Source organism: Immundisolibacter sp. (assembly GCF_028696615.1).
Taxonomy (GTDB): domain Bacteria; phylum Pseudomonadota; class Gammaproteobacteria; order Immundisolibacterales; family Immundisolibacteraceae; genus Immundisolibacter.
The window spans coordinates 1-3,369 of record NZ_JAQVGQ010000261.1 but is presented as its reverse complement, the minus strand read 5'-3'; the positions used below and the strand labels follow the sequence as shown (position 1 = coordinate 3,369).

Annotated in this window: 3 protein-coding genes; all 3 read right to left on the bottom strand. The window is 72.3% G+C overall.

From position 1 onward, the window contains the following. A partial coding sequence (locus tag PHC73_RS12880; RefSeq protein ID WP_300129002.1) for a class II fructose-bisphosphate aldolase occupies window positions 1-155 on the bottom strand: 155 nt, incomplete at its 3' end. 45 nt (window positions 156-200) lie between these two features. Beyond that, a complete protein-coding gene (locus PHC73_RS12875) occupies window positions 201-1,448 on the bottom strand; it encodes a phosphoglycerate kinase (RefSeq protein ID WP_300128999.1) in 1,248 nt (415 codons plus the stop codon). A 44-nt stretch (window positions 1,449-1,492) separates the two neighbouring features. Continuing rightward, on the bottom strand, window positions 1,493-3,369 hold a 1,877-nt coding region (tkt, locus tag PHC73_RS12870; RefSeq protein ID WP_300128996.1), incomplete at its 5' end, for a transketolase.

The window sequence follows — 3,369 nt, the reverse complement described above, 5'->3', positions numbered from 1 at the left end:
CCGGCCGAGGCCTGCAGGATGACCGGGCTGTCGGTGGCCTCGGCGGCGAGCATGATGGCGTGGATCTGCTCCATGTTGTTGATGTTGAAGGCGGGCACGCCGTAGCCGTGTTCGGCGGCGTGGTCGAGCAGCTGGCGCAGGGCGATCATGGCCATGGGGTTCTCCCGGTGGGGTGGCGTTGGGACGGAACTGGGGACGGTTCAGGCCGGTTCGGGCTCGTTCTCGAACACCGGCTTGGGCGGCAGGCGGCGGCTGGCTGGGCGTGCGCGGGCGCGCAGCGCGGCCAGCGCCGGCAGTTCGCGGCCCTCCAGGAACTCGAGGAAGGCACCGCCGCCAGTGGAGATGTAGTCGATGCGTTCGGTGACGCCGAAGCGGGCGATGGCGGCCAGCGTGTCGCCGCCGCCGGCTATGCTGTAGGCCGGGCTGGCGGCGACCGCGGTGGCGAGCGCGCGCGTGCCGGCGGCGAGCGCGTCCATCTCGAACACGCCCACCGGGCCGTTCCACACGATGGTGCCGGCGCGATGCAACACGTCGGCAAGCGAGTCGCGGCTGTCCGGGCCGATGTCGAGGATCATCCAGCCCTCGGGCACGTCATCGACGTGCACGGTGCGCGTGAGCGCGTCGGGCGCGAAGCGGTCGGCGACGACGACGTCCTCGGGCAGCCAGACCACACCGGCATGCTCGGCCAGCCGGCGCTCGACGGCGCGGGCCGCGTCGAGCAGGTCGGGCTCGTGCAGCGAGGCGCCGACCGGGCAGCCACGCGCGGCGAGGAAGGTGTTGGCGATGCCGCCGCCGAGGACCAGCACGTCGACCTTGTCGGCCAGGCTCTCGAGGATGGTGAGTTTGGTCGACACCTTGGAGCCGGCAACGATGGCGGCCAGCGGCCGTGCTGGCTGGGCGAACGCACGGCCCAGGGCGTCGAGCTCGGCCGTCATCAGCGGCCCGGCGCAGGCGACGGGGGCGGCCAGCGCCAGCGCGTGCAGCGTGCATTCGCGACGGTGGGCGGTGCCGAAGGCGTCATTCACGTAGAGGTCGACGAAGCGGGCGATGCGGGCGGCAAGGGCCGGATCGTCGGCCTTCTCGCCCGGGTTGCCGCGGCAGTTCTCGAGCATGACGATGCCCCCCGGCGCGACCTCGAAGCTCCCATCCGTCCAGTCGCGCACCAGGGGCACCGGCTGGCCGAGCAGCTCCGCGAGACGGGTGGCAACCGGTGCGAGCGACTCGGCGGCGGTCAGCGCGCCTTCCTGCGGGCGCCCCAGGTGCGAGGTGACCATGACCGCCGCGCCCGCCTCGAGGCAGGCGCGGATGCCCGGTAGCGCGGCGCGGATGCGGGTGTCGTCGGACAGCGCGCCGTCGGCAGTGAAGGGCACGTTGAAGTCGGCACGGATGAAGATCCGCTTGCCGGCAAGGTCGGCGGCGGGAATGTCGGACAGGCGCAGGAAGTCCATCGGGGTCTCCTCGGTCTGGATGGGTTCGGGCAGGTGGCTAGTGTTCAGGCTTGCGCAAGCAGGGCGAGGGCGCGGTCGAGCACGGCCTGCGGCGTGAAGCCGAAGCGCTCCAGCAGTGCGGCGGCGGGGGCGGATTCGCCGAAGCGGGCGATGCCGACCACGTCACCGCGCACCCCGGCCAGGTAGCGCCACCAGCCATCGGGCTGTGCGGCCTCGATCACCAGTCGCGGCACGTCCGGCGGCAGCACGGCGGCGCGGTAGTCGGCGGTCTGGCGGTCGAACGCCGCGGTGCAGGGCATCGACACCACGCGCGCGGCGATGCCGCGTTCGTGCAACTGCATGCGCAGGCTCATGGCCAGCGCGACCTCCGAGCCGGTGGCGATGACGACCAGCGCTGGCCGGGGGGCGTCGGCGAGCACGTAGCCGCCGCGCGCGATCGTCTGCAACTGGGCCTCGTCGCGCGTCTGGTGCGGCAGGTTCTGGCGCGACAGGGCAAGCAGCGTGGGACCGTCGTGGCGGGTGACCGCGGCGTTCCAGGCGGCCTGGGTTTCGACCGCGTCGCACGGGCGCCATACGTCCAGGCCGGGAATCAGGCGCAGGCTGGGGATGTGTTCGACCGGCTGGTGGGTGGGGCCGTCCTCGCCGAGGCCGATCGAGTCGTGGGTCATCACGTACATCACGCGCTGCTTCATCAGCGCGCTCATGCGGATGGCGTTGCGGGCGTAGTCGGAGAAGACGAGGAAGGTGGCGCCGAAGGGGATGAAGCCGCCGTGCAGCGCGATACCGTTGAGCGCAGCCGCCATGCCGAACTCGCGCACGCCCCAGTTGATGTGGCGTCCGGCCGCGTCGGCCCGCACCGCGCCGCAGCCGGGCCAGTCGGTGAGGTTGGAGTGGGTGAGGTCGGCCGAGCCGCCCAGCAGTTCGGGCAGCGCGCGCGCCAGGCGGCCGATGGCCTGCTGGCTGGCCTTGCGCGTGGCGACGGTCGCCGCCTCGTTATGCACGCCGCGCAGGATGGCGTTGGAGAGCACGCCGAAGGCGCTGGGCAGTTCGCCCGCCATGCGGCGGCGGAACTCGGCGGACGGCTCGGGGAAGGCTTCGGCATAGGCGTCGAAGCGCTGCTGCCATTCGGCCTGCCGTGTGGCACCGATGGTGCGGGCGTCGAAGGCGTTGCCGATCTCGGCGGGAATGTCGAAGGGCGGATGCGTCCAGCCCAGCGCGGCTCGGGTGGCGGCGATCTCGTCGGCGCCGAGCGGGGCACCGTGGACATCGGCCGTGCCGGCGCGCGCCGGGCTGCCGTGACCGATGGTGGTGCGGCAGCAGATCAGCGTCGGGCCGATGTCGTTGTCGGCATTGGCGATCGCTTCGCGCAGGGCGCGATCGACCGCCTCGACGTCGTGGCCGTCGACTGCCTCGATGACGTTCCAGCCGTAGGCGCGGAAGCGGGCCGGGGTGTCGTCGGCGAACCAGCCTTCGACGCTGCCGTCGATCGAGATGCGGTTGTCGTCCCACAGGCAGATGAGCTTGGACAGGCGCTGCACGCCGGCGAAGCTGGCGGCTTCGTGGCTGATGCCTTCCATCAGGCAGCCGTCGCCGAGGAAGACCCAGGTGCGATGGTCGACGATGGCGTGGCCGGGACGGTTGAACTCGGCGGCGAGCAGTTTCTCGGCCAGCGCCATGCCGACGGCGTTGGTGATGCCCTGGCCGAGCGGGCCGGTGGTGGTCTCGACGCCCGGGGTGTGGCCGACCTCGGGGTGGCCGGGCGTGCGGCTGTCCAGCTGGCGGAAGCGCTTGAGTTCCTCGATCGGCAGCTCGTAGCCCGTCAGGTGGAGCAGGGCGTAGAGCAGCATGGAGCCGTGGCCGTTGGAGAGGATGAAGCGGTCGCGGTCGGGCCAGGCGGGGTCGGCGGGGGTGTGGCGCAGGG